Annotated in this window: 17 protein-coding genes; 16 read left to right on the top strand and 1 reads right to left on the bottom strand. The window is 40.6% G+C overall.

Annotated elements, in window-relative coordinates:
- Positions 1 to 62 precede the first annotated feature (62 nt).
- From DHBDCA_RS08740 to DHBDCA_RS08725, 4 genes are all read left to right on the top strand, one after another.
- Positions 63 to 593, top strand: a complete 531-nt coding sequence (locus tag DHBDCA_RS08740) for a hypothetical protein (protein WP_242824883.1) — start codon at positions 63 to 65, stop codon at positions 591 to 593.
- A 28-nt stretch (positions 594 to 621) separates the two neighbouring features.
- A complete protein-coding gene (locus DHBDCA_RS08735) occupies positions 622 to 1,185 on the top strand; it encodes a sigma-70 family RNA polymerase sigma factor (protein WP_015045338.1) in 564 nt (187 codons plus the stop codon).
- A gap of 124 nt (positions 1,186 to 1,309) precedes the next feature.
- On the top strand, positions 1,310 to 2,671 hold the full coding sequence (locus tag DHBDCA_RS08730) for a hypothetical protein (protein WP_015043861.1): 1,362 nt from the start codon (positions 1,310 to 1,312) through the stop codon (positions 2,669 to 2,671).
- Positions 2,672 to 2,804: 133 nt separating this feature from the next.
- Positions 2,805 to 3,203: a hypothetical protein gene (locus DHBDCA_RS08725; RefSeq protein ID WP_041225790.1), complete on the top strand. Its 399-nt coding sequence runs from the start codon at positions 2,805 to 2,807 to the stop codon at positions 3,201 to 3,203.
- 4 nt (positions 3,204 to 3,207) lie between these two features.
- Here the strand turns inward: DHBDCA_RS08725 and DHBDCA_RS08720 are convergent, their stop codons facing one another.
- Positions 3,208 to 3,423: a hypothetical protein gene (locus DHBDCA_RS08720; RefSeq protein ID WP_015043860.1), complete on the bottom strand. Its 216-nt coding sequence runs from the start codon at positions 3,421 to 3,423 to the stop codon at positions 3,208 to 3,210.
- A 281-nt stretch (positions 3,424 to 3,704) separates the two neighbouring features.
- On the opposite strand from DHBDCA_RS08720, the gene DHBDCA_RS08710 reads away from it, so the two are divergent.
- The 12 genes from DHBDCA_RS08710 to DHBDCA_RS08655 all read left to right on the top strand — a co-directional run bounded on the left by DHBDCA_RS08710 (position 3,705) and on the right by DHBDCA_RS08655 (position 15,104).
- On the top strand, positions 3,705 to 3,998 hold the full coding sequence (locus DHBDCA_RS08710) for a hypothetical protein (RefSeq protein ID WP_015045337.1): 294 nt from the start codon (positions 3,705 to 3,707) through the stop codon (positions 3,996 to 3,998).
- 12 nt (positions 3,999 to 4,010) lie between these two features.
- Positions 4,011 to 4,487, top strand: coding sequence for a transposase (locus DHBDCA_RS08705; RefSeq protein ID WP_015043859.1), 477 nt, complete (start codon positions 4,011 to 4,013; stop codon positions 4,485 to 4,487).
- A gap of 69 nt (positions 4,488 to 4,556) precedes the next feature.
- A complete protein-coding gene (locus tag DHBDCA_RS08700) occupies positions 4,557 to 6,017 on the top strand; it encodes a PBSX family phage terminase large subunit (protein ID WP_015043858.1) in 1,461 nt (486 codons plus the stop codon).
- A gap of 35 nt (positions 6,018 to 6,052) precedes the next feature.
- The gene (locus DHBDCA_RS08695) at positions 6,053 to 8,017 is read left to right on the top strand and encodes a hypothetical protein (RefSeq protein ID WP_015043857.1); all 1,965 of its coding nucleotides are present in this window, start codon (positions 6,053 to 6,055) and stop codon (positions 8,015 to 8,017) included.
- A gap of 133 nt (positions 8,018 to 8,150) precedes the next feature.
- Positions 8,151 to 8,858, top strand: coding sequence for a hypothetical protein (locus tag DHBDCA_RS08690; RefSeq protein WP_015043856.1), 708 nt, complete (start codon positions 8,151 to 8,153; stop codon positions 8,856 to 8,858).
- 14 nt (positions 8,859 to 8,872) lie between these two features.
- Positions 8,873 to 9,583 (top strand): hypothetical protein, encoded by a 711-nt coding sequence (locus DHBDCA_RS08685; RefSeq protein ID WP_015043855.1) that lies wholly within the window; start codon positions 8,873 to 8,875, stop codon positions 9,581 to 9,583.
- Between the two features lie 67 nt (positions 9,584 to 9,650).
- Complete coding sequence (locus tag DHBDCA_RS08680; RefSeq protein WP_015043854.1) at positions 9,651 to 10,550, top strand: hypothetical protein; 900 nt, start codon at positions 9,651 to 9,653, stop codon at positions 10,548 to 10,550.
- A 51-nt stretch (positions 10,551 to 10,601) separates the two neighbouring features.
- Entirely contained in the window at positions 10,602 to 10,784 is a 183-nt protein-coding gene (locus tag DHBDCA_RS08675) for a hypothetical protein (RefSeq protein ID WP_015043853.1), read from the top strand.
- 59 nt (positions 10,785 to 10,843) lie between these two features.
- Positions 10,844 to 11,134 carry a hypothetical protein gene (locus DHBDCA_RS15460; protein ID WP_041225788.1) on the top strand — a complete coding sequence of 97 codons (291 nt, stop codon included), beginning with the start codon at positions 10,844 to 10,846 and terminating at the stop codon, positions 11,132 to 11,134.
- A gap of 12 nt (positions 11,135 to 11,146) precedes the next feature.
- Positions 11,147 to 12,784, top strand: a complete 1,638-nt coding sequence (locus tag DHBDCA_RS08665) for a hypothetical protein (RefSeq protein WP_015043851.1) — start codon at positions 11,147 to 11,149, stop codon at positions 12,782 to 12,784.
- A gap of 15 nt (positions 12,785 to 12,799) precedes the next feature.
- Positions 12,800 to 13,378, top strand: a complete 579-nt coding sequence (locus DHBDCA_RS08660) for a phage adaptor protein (RefSeq protein ID WP_015043850.1) — start codon at positions 12,800 to 12,802, stop codon at positions 13,376 to 13,378.
- Positions 13,368 to 15,104, top strand: coding sequence for a hypothetical protein (locus DHBDCA_RS08655; RefSeq protein WP_015043849.1), 1,737 nt, complete (start codon positions 13,368 to 13,370; stop codon positions 15,102 to 15,104). Before DHBDCA_RS08660 ends, DHBDCA_RS08655 begins: the two co-directional genes overlap by 11 nt.

Genomic DNA, 15,104 nt, shown 5'->3' with positions numbered 1-15,104 from the left:
ACTACAGAGAAAGAACGCTTAAACGGTTTTCAGATATGAAATTATCCAGGAGGACAAGAGAATTGAACAATACAGAAAAAACAAACCCTTATGAGGTTTTAATCCAAGAACTAAGTGTTATTACTAACAGAGTAGAGTATCTAAAAGACTTAGAGCATCGGATTAGTAATGAGCAAGATCCCAAGGAAAAAGAGCTTATGTATAATACCTATATTTCTGTATCAAAGCTGAATTATAAAGAGCTTCAGGACTCAAGCATTAAAGCTATGGCTGCAAATATTGAGACGATTACCAGGGCAAATGATGCATCAGAAAAGTTAATTGTGCAAAATGAAGTATTAAAAGATAAGCTGTTTGAAGAAAGAGAAGCGCACGAACAGTTTTATGATCACCTTTGTTTCTGTATGATGGTTGATCCTAAAGGGACATTTGAAATGATTTTAGACCAGGTTGAGAGATCAGAGAAGATTAAAGATCAATCCGGGACGGCTTGGGAATGGTCACCTGGCTTTCCACTTATGGCTAGGGTTAGGATGGCATATAGATTGATTTTTGGGGTTAAGGAAAGAAGAGTACTTCAAGAACTACAGTAATTTTGCAGTATGACGAGGAGGGGTTAACTTGTCAAAGAAATTAGACCCAGAAGTGTTGAAAATAATTAAAACCGCAGTAAATAAAGCAGCTCAGGACAGTGCAAACGCAGTAAATCATATTGATATAACAAATCATAATTACTTCAGGGAAACAGAGATTTTACTATACAATTACCCAGCATTAAAGCTTAAGGTTTCCCAAGATGAAGAGTTCCTTTACGACCCGGAAGCTTATACTGAGCCGGAAAATAAAAGGTCAAAAGACATAGTATTATATACAAGTCGTAGTACCGGTAGCCATGGCCTTGACATAATGCAATATACTCAAAGCATTAAATCAAGCATGATGCGAACTAGGCAAGAAGTTATGAGAATTGAGAGAGCTTTAGAAACAATATATGACGACAAGTATTATGAGATCATACCGATGAAATTTTGGGATGTAATGACTATGGAAGATATTGCGGAAAGATTCGATTGTGAGGAAAGAACAATAAGGCGTAATAAAAACAGACTGGTAAATAAAATCAAGATCATGCTTTTTGGTGCTGATGCATTGAATGAAAATATCCGCTTTATGTCCGGTTCATAGCGGAAACCGTGTCCTTGTAGGGGCCTTTTACCTATGTTAGAATTTGTATGATACAAATATTATGCAATAAAAGGAAAAAGCCCCTTTATTATCGAAATACTGGAAAATAAGGGGGTTTTTGCATATGTCCAAAACAATAAAGATGAAAGAGAGAACACTTTTAATTTATAGTGAGGTAATAAAACAATACCCGGATATTTTGGAACTCCTTGGACAAAACAAAAATATTACCAATGAATTTATAGAAGGGTTACCGGAAAGACAAAAGAATTTCTTTGAAAATATGTATTTTCCTACCCTGAAAATCGCTATCGATGAATGGGAGGGTGATCTTAAAAGAATACAAGATAAGGGGCCTGATCCATCAAATTGGATGCGTTGTTCACTGGACAATGTAAAAAATAGACATATATTTTACATTGAAAATAAAATAAATAAGAATTCTCTAAATGTAGGAAGTGAGTGTATCAAACATTTTTGGGATTCTTGGAAACACGATTACAAAGGCAAAAATATAACTCAATTAAAAAAAGAAGCAACTAGAAATAGGTTATTAAGCGATTTGAATGATGTTATACCGGGAATCCATAGAATAATTGGTGAATGGAACAATAAAATCGATAACTGCGAAATAATAATACCGATGAGCTTAGAAAATCCATACTTCGAATTAGGAAACGAGGCATCCAGGTTATTGGATTATTACCTTGAGGAAAGAGTCGGTATTGACTGTTCAGAACAGTTTGGGGGCATATTGAAACGGCAGAAACAATTGATTCATGAGATTGATGATTATATTTCCGCTCATCATAACGATAAGTATATACCAACAAAGGAAATACGTTCTTGGTTAAAGATAAATGGTCAAAAGGCCATCCTCGATATGCTTAAAAAGAATGGGCGAATTACATGGGGAACAGCTCATAGAATTGAAGAACCATCCTTCATAAAGCTTATGGTTACTGAACTAAATCCCAAAATGATGGAAATTGGATTTAGAATAGATATTGATCATTACAAAAATGGATATATTTTAGAACCAGTGAACAGAGACAAGGTCCAGTTATTTTCAAAGCATTCAAAACTAATTCAATTCTGCGGATATTTATTGTTTGATGAAAAACCAATTGATGAATTTACTTTAGATAATTTGCTTAAATGTTGTTCAATTAAAGATAATGATAATATGATTTCAGTGTTACTCATACTAAACAGGATTTTGTCCCGGCATCATTATGATTTTGAGATTGAAAATTCGTATATTGAAGGCAACGAGATAATAATTCATAGCATTCTAACCGCAGAGCGTTTCATTGGTAACATTAAAGAAATTGTTGATAAATTCACGGGGCTTGCGGTAGGGAGTACGCTTATAAATGAAGATGAGTTTATAGCTTATATTGAGAATATTCCAGGGAAAAGATATTCCAAAGAGGAATTTAAAGATTATCAAGGAGTGCGCAAAGATTTTAATGCAAGATTTTAAAATAGATATATTACTATTTTGGTATATAAAAAGACCGCCTGAAATGGATGGTCTTTTTTACGATGCATAAAAACTTTGAACATTTCGCATAAAATATCATAAAGACCAATCATGAACCCGGAGTGATCAAAATATGTGTGACAGTAATACCTGTAAACAAGTTGAAGTAATAAACCCAAAGCAAAGCAAAAAAATTGTAATGGTTGATGCTTGTATAGCAGATGAGATCCAAGAATTAAACGACAAAGGTGTGTTAACTTTAGGCTGCTGTTGTGGCCATGGTAAAGCTGGGCAAATCCAGATATATCAAAATGAGTCAGGATCGTGGAAAGAAATCATTTCTCCACCTATAGCCCTTATTGATGAACAAAGCATATATTTAGCAAAAAAATTGGAATATATTCCATTCCCTTTTTATTATGCAAACGGTCAGAAATGTAATATATGGCAGATGCATCTAAAAAGTGGTTGTATTACAGAAAAAGATTGCAGGGAATGGCATCTAGTGCATGCTATCCCCTGCGTGACTTAAAGTACTAATAATTTGAGTTACCAATACACCAATAGCAATTATCAAATCCTTCATTTTTAGCCTGTTGATGGGTATCCGGATTAAAGGTTTTTACATGGCTGGTATTAATTTCATCAATTCGACATCCGGATTTTTCATTATCAAGATCGTGAACTTCATTAGTATTGGTGTTTCCGATGAAACGTTTTCCGTTAAACGGATAGGAATAACGCCTCCCCATAATATTTCCACCTCCCTTCCAAAATAAGTATAAACCTTATCGATTGCGGAGGATGTCGAAATATAGGTCAGAAGAGAGAACAATGAGCCGAAAGGCTCTTTTTTATTTGGGAAAGGAGTACATTGTCATGACAATAGGACAATACATAAAAGAGAGACAACCAATTACATACGCTAAACTTATGGCCATGATAGATAAGCCTATAGGGCTTGGTGAGATATGCGGATTGATGGCACACTCAGCGTATAAGAGAGTAGGGAGACGGTGGAGGCAAACACGAAATGGATAAAGTAAGAATAGGCGGCACAGAGTACGACATTAAAATAGTGGCCGGGCCATTATTGGTAAACAGTCGTGAATGTAAAGGTAAAATAAGCTATGACTTAGCTTTAATAGAGATGTTAGAGAGTATAGGCGATCAAGCGAAAGAAGAGACGCTATGGCATGAGATACTACACGGAATTGTCAGGGATAGAAATTTAAGCCTTGACGACGAGGAAGAAGTGGTTGAGACATTTGCCAGGGGATTACACGCTTTAGTAAAGGATAATAAATTATTGCCTGGGCAGGGTTAGGAGTTGAGAGTTATGGCTAAAAGTAAATGGCCAGATGTAAAAGAAAAATTAATACTGGTTGAAGCTTGGTGCCGTGACGGACTCACAGAGGAGCAGATTGCCGCTAAGTTAGGCATTGGAGTATCGACCCTATCTAAATATAAGGTCGAACATATGGAGATTGTAGAAGCCTTAAAAAGGGGCAAAGAAATTGCTGATGCTGAAGTCGAGAATTCGTTATATAAAAGAGCAAATGGATATAAATACGATGAGGTTACAAGAGAGCTTGTTATCGCCAGGGATCTGCACGATGAGCCGGTAAGGGATGAATACGGGGCGGTAGTCAGGGAATTAAAGGTCACCAAGGTAGTAACAAAAGAAGTGCAGCCCGACACAACAGCACAGATATTCTGGCTAAAGAATCGTAAACCGAAAGAGTGGAGAGATAAACAGGAGATGGATCTCAATGTTAAGGAAATGCCGGAGATCACTATAAAAAGGTCAGAATAAATGAAAATGTCCACTCATTAAAGACAAAAACAATAAATAGTGTCAAAAATTACGGGGGTGAGACTTAAAGTGTCCACCATAGATAGACAAAAGGGTAAAATCGAGGTTGAGGTCCTACCAATATACTTTGATTATGTCCTAGGAAAGAATTACCCCGTTGTGATACTAGTTGGTGGCCGTAACTCCGGGAAGTCGTTTTATATGGAACAACAGGCTGTAATGAACCTGAATAATAAAAAGAATTATAAGCTGCTTGTCGTTGAAGATGTTGAAACAAATATCGGCGAAGGTGTAAAAAACGGTATAGAGCAAAGAACCGGTGAATTTGGCCTGGATAATTTTTTTGGCAGCACAAAAGTACCGGCAGAGGTTACGCACAAAGTAACCGGCAATAAAGTAATATTCAAGGGCTATCACTCCGAAGCGCAGCAGAAGCAAGTAAAATCTCTTAACGAAATAACCGCTTGTTGGTACGAAGAAGGAGAAAACATAACCTATAAGCAGTTTAAGGCTTTGCGAATGCAGCTTAGGGGAGGTAACGAAGAAGATCGGCAACTATTTATAACAATGAACCCTATTATATCAGACGGCTATATCAACGAAGAATTCTTCCAAAAGCCTCCCGATAAGGTTTGTGAATGGTTTAAGGATGGCCGACCAAAAGTATTTGAGAGGATCATAAAAGTTGAAATAGAAAACGACAGCGGAGGGACAGAAATAGTCTCTCTTGTTTGTTTGGTTGTTGTTACAACATACAAAGACAATAAATACCTTACCCCGGAACAAAAGGCCGACATCGAGGAATTAAAACAAACTGATCCAGAAATGTATGAAATGCTTGGAGAAGGGAAGTTTGTAAAGCCAGCCGGAACATACTTTAAGGAGTTTACAAGAGGGATCCACGTTATCGAGCCTCACATCATACCAGAAGATCACAAGCGGTACAGAGTATTTGACTATGGTTTAGATATGCTGGCTTGTTACTGGGTGTCCGTTGATAACGAAGGGCGCGCCGAGGTCTACAAAGAGCTGTACGAAAGCGATTTAATCGTCTCTGAGGCAGCAAGGCGAATAAAAGAGGTCAACGGCAACGACAAAATTTATGAAACCATCGCACCGCCTGACATGAGAAACAAACAGAAAGACACAGGCAAGAGCTTACAAGAACTATTTTATGAAAACGGTATAAGCTTATTTATCGCCAGCAATGACCGAGTTACTGGCTGGATGAACCTTAAGGAGTGGCTAAAACCTTACGATAGGCCGAACATGGAAACAGGAGATGCAGATAAAACGTCCGATCTACGAATATGGGATAATTGCACAAACTTGATAAACTCGATATCTAAAATACAAAGGGATGAAAAGAACGCTAACGATTGCGCAACTGAGCCTCACGAATTAACCCATGCCCCTGATGCACTAAGATACTGGACGGCGGGGAGGCCGTGCCCGGCGAAACCTAAAGCGCAAGATAAACAAGTAAAGCTCATCGACAAGCTAAAACCAAAACCTAAAAGAATAATCTAACACCTTACGTGGTGTTATTTTTTACGAGGTGAAACATGGGGATAAAAGATACAGTCAGAAAAGTAGCCCAGGCAATCACGGGCAAAAGCATAGAGTTGGGCCGTATGTATGACTACTCCACAAAAGAGAGCAGAGAGGTCACAATCCCGTATCTCTATGAGTATGCCAAAACAAACCGGTCACCCCAAACGGCAAAATGGGTAATGTATGACCAGTATTACAATAACCAACATGTAGCCCAAAAAGAAATATCCGAGGCATGCAGGGAAAGAAAAATACCATACATCCCGGCAGTAATAACAGACCCCTTTATTCATGTCGAGAGTCAAATCATTCCCGATGTCCCAGACTTTGAGTTTAGCGGTAGGGATGACGACTTAGACAGCGTTAAGGCCAAACAAAGGGAGTATGTTGTCCGGTTCGTGGCTGAGAATAATAAACTTGAAAACATGAACACCGACAACGAAAGACGGTTAAATAAACTCGGTAACGCTCTATGGAAGGTTGCATTTAATTACGGCATAACCGGGCCGGGATACAATGGAGAAATCGTTATCGGCAACCCCTCACCACCAAACATCTTTCCTGACCCGTCGGCGGTAGAAGTAGATGATTGTGAATTCTTAGATTACGTTTATCCAATGCACAAGATGAAAGTAGCGAGAGAGTTTACCAAAGATTTAATCCGGTTAGGGTTATCCGTCCATGAATTAGACAGCGGAAATGATACTAAAATATTCAATTCTCAAACCCAAGACATAAATGATGATACATTAGAGATCGTCGAGCATTGGTTTAGGCAACCGGTAGAGGGCAGCGACACCAAGGAATATGGAATCGACGGCAGAACAGTAAAAAGAAAAGTATCATGGGAAGCTGGGGACATAGCCTGCTCAATCTTTATTGGCGAAAGGGAAATTCGTTATATCCCTAAGTATTGGGAAAACACCGGCAAGCAAAACAAATCATATCCGTTCGTAAAATACTGCAAAATTCCAGTAGATCAAAGCTTTTGGGATATGTCAGAGATAGCCCCGATAAAAGAACTCACAGATGCAGCTGACAGAGAGCTATCCACAACATTGCTTAATGATGCCTTTATGGGAAATGACATAATCTTGATGGAGGAGGAGGCTTTAGTTGAGGAAGTAGATGCCTTTCCGGGTGCAATATGGAGAACTAAACAAGGAAAGTCAGATGCAGTACAACGCCTTGGGGGGCTTGGAAGCTATAACGAAGGCCTTAAGGGAACAATAACTTTTATCCGAGAACTCATCCAAGAAACAGTCGGAAACTTTGATTCATCCAGCGGAAAAGAACCTGTAAGAGTGACAACGGCCTCTGGTATTGCTCAACTCAATGAAAAGGCCGATGCCAGAAAGACAATTAAAAAAGCGGACAGACTCACAGGATTTGAAAGACTATACGAATTAATAGATTGGACAGCGTTGGAATTCTATGATGATTCTCGGCTAATATTTATCGGAGCCAAAACCGAAGAGGCTAAGAAAAACTTTGGACAGACAAGAGTAGCTAATCAACCTTATCAAAATATTGACCCAACACAAGGGCCGATTTCTTTTATGTATAATGCCAATAAAATGCGGTCATTAGATATTGAACAAACAGACCTAGCGGGTGAAGCAATGTATTATTATCCCCGTATTGACGCTACAGTCCACGCTGGGGATGGAATTAAAAAGAGCAAAGCATTTACCTTGTCGGCGACTGAAAGTCTCTTAAAAATCAATATTACGCCTCAGAATTACAAGATTGTACAGGCGATGGTTGATATTATGGATCTTCCTAATCGAAAAGGAATTAAGGAAGATCTTGAAAAGCAGTTTACCCCAATGCCTCCCAATAACAATTTAGGGAATGGCGTGGTAAATAGCGAGCCTAATATTGACGATATAATGTCGCAGTTTACCCCAGAAGAAATGGAAGCGTTAAAGAATCACCCCGAGATACTTGACGGAATGTTAGGGGGTGGAATGTGAAAATGATTCATAAAGCAAGGGATTGCCCCTATTAAAGCCGCGAGGCTTATTTTATTGCCTAATCTGAGGCTGGCAACTCGGAAAGACGAGGAATTAACGGTCTGACGGGACCTTAAACACGGAAGGGAGAACCATGGCTATTGATGAAAGCGGAAATGTAACGTTCACAGCGGAAGAACAAGCAAAGGTCGATTCAATTGTCCAGGAAAGACTTGCCAGGGCAAAAGCTGAAAAGCCAGCCGACTATGACGATCTTCAAGAGATTGCAAAAGAACTGGAGGCATTTGATTTTACCGGTACTCCAGCGGAAAAAAAAGCTGCTATTAAGGCTGCCAGGGCTGAATTAACGGCACAAAAGGAACTTGAAGAGCTGCAGAAACAAGCAAAAACAGAGGGAACTTCCCCTGAACTTCTGAAAGAAATCAAGGAGTTAAAGAAGGAAATTGGAGAACTAAAGGGCGAACGCCAAGCCCAAAAACAGGCGGAGGAATCGCGCAAACAGGCCGACGAAAAAGTCAATGAGCAAATAGCAGCCATGCAGGAAAAACACTCAGATGTTGACCTGAAGGCTCTATTGGAAGATCAGAAATTCGTTAAGTTTGCCAAAGGGAAAAACCTCCCATTGGTAGAGCTGTATGAAGATTTTGTTGAGTTCGTTGGCGAAACTGAAGCGGCCACAATCGCAAAAGTAAAATCCAAAGAAGAACGTTCAACGGGGAGCGGAAAGAACAGCGGTTCACCCGGAGGTAACTACGGACTTACAGATAACCAAAAAAAATTAGCCAAAGAAAACGGCATGACTGAAAAACAGTATGCCGACTTTTTATCTCACATCAAATAAGGAGTTGATTTTTAATGTTTGAATACGCATATGATCTATCCGGCGTAACATACCCGGTAATGGGAGAACATGATATTCTTGACGCAAACGATATTAGAAAAGGCGAGTTAATTAAATTACTCGCGCCTGCTGCTTCTGTATTAGGCGGTAGAGTGACCTCATTAACCGCAACCTATACTTCGATTGCTGGAGTAGCTGCAGAAGATAAAGTTGCCAATGATGGCAAAGTAAAAATGAAAATTTATGAAAGCCCTTCGGCAGTATTTAAGGTTGATGCCATCACCACTTCGGCACTTACTGCTGGCTCTGGCTCTGGCACATGGGGATGCACCGACCTTATCTCTGGAACTACGACCGGCAGCGACGAACTGTTAAATGGCGGGAAGATCAAGATTAAAACCAAAGCAGCATCTTCCACAATGACCAAGAATGTCGGTGATGTTATCAATATTACCGCCTATGACGCAGTAAACAGCACAAACGGTATTATTACCGTAGCTGTTGGAACCCCGATCACTGGTGATGTAGCGTATCTATTCCCTCCGATTAGTGGAAAGTTCGTTCTTCCAACACCCACAGACACTGATCATAATATGGGGATTGCCATCCCTGCCGCTGGGACAGCTGCCGGAGCCTGTCTGATTGTTGTAGGCCACGACCTAGAAAACAACAAAATCTTGGTTAAAGTTGCCTCCAATGTTCACCAGTTTGCAGGCCACGCATAAACCGAGCAATTAACCTAAACGCCTTAAGGGGCGTTTTTATTATGCAAATTTTAAGGAGTGATATAACATGCTAGACGTTTTAACATGGGCTAATGATATGTATCCTGTCGTTTTAAAACGATTCCAGGATAGGTACGACAAAAGAACGGACCTTATTAAATCCGTAATCGGGTACGAAGCCCTTAAAACCTCGAACCAATACGCTGATGAAGGTATCGGTGGTTATGGGTATGTACCCGATTATAACGGCACACTCATTACCGAATTGAACCAAAAGAGAGGCTTTAAAACCATCTATACCCCGAAAGAAAAGGCCGCAAAGGCAACTGTGCATTATAAATATGCAAAGGTTGACCAATCCGGCGAAGCTAAAAAAGCGGGAAATAAGATGGCCGATTCTCTCGCTATGACTCAGGTAAGAGACTTCTATAATCTCTTTGCTAACGGATGGAATGCGGCCTATACCGGTTCAGACAGCGTTCCTTTATTTTCGGCATCACATCCGATCAATAACGAAACTGGAGCCGCAACCTATTCCAATGCTGGCACGAGTACGTTTGCAATATCGTCCATCACGGCAACTCAAACAGCAGCACAAAGATTTGTTACTTTTGACGGGCTTCCATTTGATTGCAACTATGATCTTTGTCTTATTTCCCCCGAACTTGAGCCAAAAGCTGTTGAGTTTTTCGGTAAAGAAGCAAAATTAATACCGGAATCTGCTGAGAATGGAGCAAATCCTGTTTATGGAATGAAATTTATTCCCATTAAAGGATTCACCGCAAAACAGTGGGCTGTAGCTGATTCGCTGCTCCTAAAAGAGTACATGAAGCTAGTCGAGATTACCTCGCCTATGGTTATTCCTAATAAGCCTGATAATCCCCTAATTCAGGAGTATATCGGCTATATGGACTATATCATGGGTTGGAGTGATTCAAGAATGATATACGGACATAATCCAGCGTAACAAGTGGGAGGGTTAATTCCCCTCCCTTATTCCTTTGAAGGAGTTGATAGAATGGCAACGAGATTTCCTAACGGATTTAAAGATTCAACCGGAACAAAAATTACCTCATCCCTTAGTACAGTTACTCAAACAAGCGCAGCCGGTGACGCTGATCATACCAAGATTGCCGCTGATATTGCCGCTCTAGTAGCCGCAGTAAACGCGCAAAAGACACTAATTGAAAAATTACTTTAGGGAACCTCACAGGGTTCCCTTTTACTTTGATTAACAACCCAAACAGGAGGGATAAGTCCATGTATAGCTACATCGAACCATATTCAATAAAAGATATAATCATAAATTCTTCTTTAGCGGGAACGGAAGCAACGGTTGCAATAAAATCACGCAAATTCATGCTATCTAACACCGGAGCACAGCCGATGTATTTCAAGGAAAAATCAGTCGATAATGTGGCAGCAACAGCTTCGAATGCCATGTTGGTACCTGCTAATACTGTTTTCCCGCAGGTGCTCACCGCGCAGACATTATCGCTGATTTCTAACGTAACTGGAACATCTTACGCGATTATGATTCTTGATATGTAAGGAGGATCTGAAATGCCTACAACATTCCCCACCTCAATAGATTCATTCACGAGAAAAACGGATTATATTTCAGATATCTTATCCGAAGACATAAACGATCTCCAAGATGCCACGATAGCAACGCAAACCGAATTATTAAGAGTGGCAGGAGAACTTGCAACAAATACATCAACAGCCACAAGCGCAGCAAACACAGCAAACGCAGCAAGTACAGCAGCAACAGCTGCCACGGCAGCCGTAGCAACACTTACTGAACAAGTTGAAGCACTTGACCCAGTAAAAAGTAACCAATACGGTATCAATCCGCTTTATCCGCCCGCGCCTATGGTGGCAGCTGTCGGTGACGGCATTGCAGATGATACCGCCGCATTGCAAGCAATTCTAAATACTTATGGATGGCTGGATATCCCAAGAGGAAAATACTTTAAGATCACATCCAAATTAAGTATTGTCGATAAAAGAATAACCGGCCCTGGTTGTTTAAGCGGTGGGATTATTCAATATACCGATGCCGAATCCGTAATTGGTATTGGTGGGAAATGCTATATTGCCGATTGCTATATCGGCCACGCATCTTTGCCCTCATCCCCTTATGCTTATGGATTAGAAACCGTTGCGGCGGTTGAAGACGTTTCATTTATTGGCAGACTTCTTCTCGAAAATAACTCTGACGGGATCTATAACGAAGATTTTAATATCTTCAGCGCAACGATTCAGGATATCCGCTCGACGCGGTTCACCCATTCGGGCTTTTGGTTCGGTGGTAATGGAAATACCGGTTGCTCGATAGATAACCTTTATTGTGTGAACTGGGATGACTATGGTTCTGGAACAAAACTTAGCGCGTATTGCGGAATTTATTTTGCTGGATACACCGATGGAGTTGTCGGACAAATCAATATCGAACACGGGAATTACGAGCAAGGCTTAGTAATGCCCGATTGTGAAAACTTCGTTATTAAGAGCCTGCACCTTGAGGGTTATGTCGCTGACTCCGATTATGATTCCATGATTTATGTTGGTAGCGGTAATGTACAAATCAACTCAGCAACCGCGATATTCGATACCTTCGATGCTGCAAACATAACCGATTATTCCTTTATCAAACTCGGTTATGATGCAAAAATTCGTATTGGCAGCGTAAAACATCGGGATAACACAAAAACCGGCAGCCCGACATTGCACCGTTTCTATGGGGATGGAACACAAGAAGCCGGGGCGAGCGTTTATGTAGATAATTATTCATCAGATGTCTTTACCGGCGGAGATTATTTCCCTGTAAACACACAAGCAAATCCAGTTTTGAAGAAATTGAATGACTTTGTATACTTCAGCCAATACAAAGGAAATACCGCAGTAGCTTTAGCGACCTCCGGGACGATTGCTGTTACAATGACGGACTCTGAAGTGTTTACGATAACACCGGCAGGAGCATGCACTTTCAATGCTTCGGGTGGATACGCAGGGAAAAGATGTAGCTTTATCGTAACCACAAGCGGAACAACGTCCTATACCTTAACCTGGGGAACAAACTTTAAAACTACCGGAACTCTTGCAACTGGAACAACGACAGCGAAGGTATTCGTTGTTAATTTTGTCTGCAAAGACGGAACCACTTGGGTTGAAACCGGAAGAACTGCGGCAATGTAAAGGGGAGGATATTAAATGGCCAAGTATGGACTAACGAAATACGGAGCCGATTCCCCGGGATCAACTTTATCTACCGGAAGTATGAACGGGAGCAGTCTGTTGACTGCTCTTCGTGAATTAACAGGGGAAACAATAACCTGGGATACTGCTTTGCCTTGGTTTAATGATGCCATCAGCGAACTAACCGATAAACTTAAGATTGAAGCCAAGACAACGATAACAACAACATCAGGCACAAGTAATTACCCCATACCCTCGGACTGCCTTTCTATTGTTAAATGTGATAAAACATTTACAACATGGGCGAATGAAATAAGCTTTGATTCTGACCCGGGAACCGGAACGGTAGATCTCTATTATTACCGCAAGGTAAACAAATTATCATTAGAAACAGACATTCCTACGGATATTCCCGAAAACTATCACTATGCTTTAGTGTTATTCGGCGCTATGCGGTTTAAGCAGTCGGACGAAGAAACGGAACAAGCCCAGGGATACGAAAGGCAGTTCAATAATAAAAAGTCGCTCATGATTGAGGAAATAAGAAACAAAGTAAGGCAAAAGACCGTTAAGGCGGTGTACTATGACAACTAAATCATTATACGAAGCCAAAGACCTTTCGGGGGGCCTTAACGTCGGAACAAGGCCACACTTGATCAAAGAGAATCAAGTCCAGGATTGTCAAAACGTTGATTTCCTTCCGGGAAAAGTCTCAACCTGCAAAGGGTATTCACTTTTTAATAACCGGGCCTCAGATCGAGCATATACCTTCATTAAACAGGACGGGTCAACCCAACTGGTAGAGCAGGTTGGAGATAAACTTTATATTGATGGAGTAGAAAAAAAGTCCGGGATATCCGGGTTTTTATCTTTTGAAACCTTCAAGGGGTTATTGTTCTGTATCAATGAAAATCACGCCTTTATTTGGGACGGAACATACGAGCAAGTGTGGGGAGTAGAAGCGCCTACGTCTGCATGTACGGCGACTGTAAGTGCGACAGCAGGAACACCGGCTGAACAGCGGGCCTACTATGTAACCTTTGTCAATAATAAAGGTCAAGAGAGCAATTCATCCCCTATATCAACATCTGTAACTCCAGCCAGCAAACAAGTCAATTTGACCAATATCCTGACCGGCGGGACGAACATAGTAAAGCGGAAAATATATGCCTACGCTACTTTAAGCAAGGGCGGTTCTTCTGTAACAGACTCTTGGTATGTTGGAGAAATTTCAGACAACACGACAACAACCTTTACGGATAATATCTCGGCTGAAGTGCTTGTTGTCAGTGATGTTCTAGAAATAGACAACGATCCTCCGGGTAAAGCCAAATACATCCTTCAGCATAAAAACAGGATCTTTACAGCGGTTAATTCAATGCTGTATTTTTCTAAATTAGATAGCCCAGAAGCCTTTCCTATTGATAATTATATTCTTTGCAACGACTCAGGCGATAAAATTACCGGTCTATGGCTCTTAAATGACTATATCGTAATAATCAAAGAACGTTCAGTCTTGATGCTTAAATGCGACGGAGAACCCACAGAATGGATACTCCGAACAGTCCATAACCAAAGAGGATGCCCATACCCGAACACAATTCAACTTTTGGATGACAAGATTGTTTTCTTGGGGCATGACGATTTATATGTTGTCTTCCCTTACACAGAGTATTCGACCATCCTAAAAGAAAAAAATATAGATCCAATCGGGGAAAGAGTCAAGACGTTACTTTCTGTAAGCCCTGGGGACATTCCGGTAAGTGCCGATTATGACGGCAGGTATTGGCTTAAAATCGGATCGTATATCATTATTTATGATTATCGGAGAGATAACTTCACCAAGTATGTATTCCCGAATGCCCCAAAATGGTTCCACGTTACCCCGGATTATAAACTGTACTTCAGCGTGGATGCCGGGACCATGTTATATGGAAATTCCACGACATTTAACGGGCAAATTATACAATCATATTGCATTGGCCGCGACGTAGATATGGGCCGCAGAAGCCAAAAAAAGAAAATTAAGCGGATCTATACCTACTATAAAAAACAGGCCAAGGGAGACAAAATGTATGTCCAATTCGGAACTGATGAAACCGGATATACCAATCCAATCATAATCGAATATACAGACGGCTATATGGAATGGGGTTCGGGAGAATGGGGAGAGCTATGGGGCGGATCTGACTCACCCGGTAAACAATCGAATACTTTATCTGACCAAAACAATTATTTTAGGATCAAGTTCGGTTCAACGACTGATCCTTTTGAATTTTACGGGTATGGCATAGTTTACAAACTTAAAAAGGTGAGGTGA

It is taken from the genome of Dehalobacter sp. DCA, from assembly GCF_000305775.1.
GTDB lineage: Bacteria > Bacillota > Desulfitobacteriia > Desulfitobacteriales > Syntrophobotulaceae > Dehalobacter > Dehalobacter alkaniphilus.
The sequence above is the reverse complement of the archived record's forward strand: the minus strand, read 5'-3'. Positions and strand labels throughout refer to the sequence as shown.